This window comes from Bhargavaea massiliensis, from assembly GCF_050480245.1.
In the GTDB taxonomy this organism is placed as follows: Bacteria; Bacillota; Bacilli; order Bacillales; family Anoxybacillaceae; genus Anoxybacillus.
The window spans coordinates 1-847 of record NZ_JBCNEQ010000016.1 but is presented as its reverse complement, the minus strand read 5'-3'; the positions used below and the strand labels follow the sequence as shown (position 1 = coordinate 847).

Below are 847 nucleotides of genomic sequence, written 5' to 3'. Positions count from 1 at the left end.
CGAATCCTACCTGCGGAGCCATTTACGGAGAGCTGTCCGAGTGGTCGAAGGAGCACGATTGGAAATCGTGTAGACGTGATAAGCGTCTCAAGGGTTCGAATCCCTTGCTCTCCGCCAGCCACTTAGGATAATATGTGGCCCGTTGGTCAAGTGGTTAAGACACCGCCCTTTCACGGCGGTAACACGGGTTCGAATCCCGTACGGGTCATCTTTTACGGAGGATTAGCTCAGCTGGGAGAGCACTTGCCTTACAAGCAAGGGGTCGGCGGTTCGATCCCGTCATCCTCCACCATAGATAAAAAATTAGTTCTTTTTCATCATCGCGGGGTGGAGCAGCCAGGTAGCTCGTCGGGCTCATAACCCGAAGGTCGCAGGTTCAAATCCTGCCCCCGCAACCAAAATGGTCCCGTAGTGTAGTGGTTAACATGCCTGCCTGTCACGCAGGAGATCGCGGGTTCGAGTCCCGTCGGGACCGCCATGTATGGCTCGGTAGCTCAGTCGGTAGAGCAAAGGACTGAAAATCCTTGTGTCGGCGGTTCGATTCCGTCCCGAGCCACCATTTTGAATAATGTCGGCTTCATTTAAACATATATAATATGCCGGCTTAGCTCAATTGGTAGAGCAACTGACTTGTAATCAGTAGGTTGCGGGTTCAAGTCCTGCAGCCGGCACCAGATTGTTTTTGAGCCATTAGCCCAGCAAAGAGCAAGGATTCTTCGAATATGTTACAAGTTGTCCCGACGCACTTGACATCTTGGGTGTACTAGTAGAGGAAGGGACAGGTAAAGCAAGATTGAGTAAGTTTTTTTGACTTATGACTTATAACGAGCCATTAGCTCAGCAGGTA

At 50.8% G+C, this 847-nt stretch carries 7 tRNA genes; all 7 read left to right on the top strand.

From position 1 onward, the window contains the following. The first annotated feature begins 26 nt into the window (after positions 1–26). The 7 genes from ABEV15_RS04170 to ABEV15_RS04140 all read left to right on the top strand — a co-directional run bounded on the left by ABEV15_RS04170 (position 27) and on the right by ABEV15_RS04140 (position 674). Positions 27–117: transfer RNA gene (locus ABEV15_RS04170), tRNA-Ser, on the top strand. A gap of 19 nt (positions 118–136) precedes the next feature. Beyond that, positions 137–208 (top strand) — tRNA-Glu (locus ABEV15_RS04165). An 8-nt stretch (positions 209–216) separates the two neighbouring features. Next, positions 217–292: transfer RNA gene (locus ABEV15_RS04160), tRNA-Val, on the top strand. Positions 293–321: 29 nt separating this feature from the next. Beyond that, positions 322–398, top strand: a tRNA-Met gene (locus ABEV15_RS04155). Between the two features lie 4 nt (positions 399–402). Next, positions 403–478, top strand: a tRNA-Asp gene (locus ABEV15_RS04150). Between the two features lie 5 nt (positions 479–483). Then, positions 484–559: transfer RNA gene (locus tag ABEV15_RS04145), tRNA-Phe, on the top strand. 39 nt (positions 560–598) lie between these two features. After that, positions 599–674: transfer RNA gene (locus ABEV15_RS04140), tRNA-Thr, on the top strand. Positions 675–847: the final 173 nt, after the last annotated feature.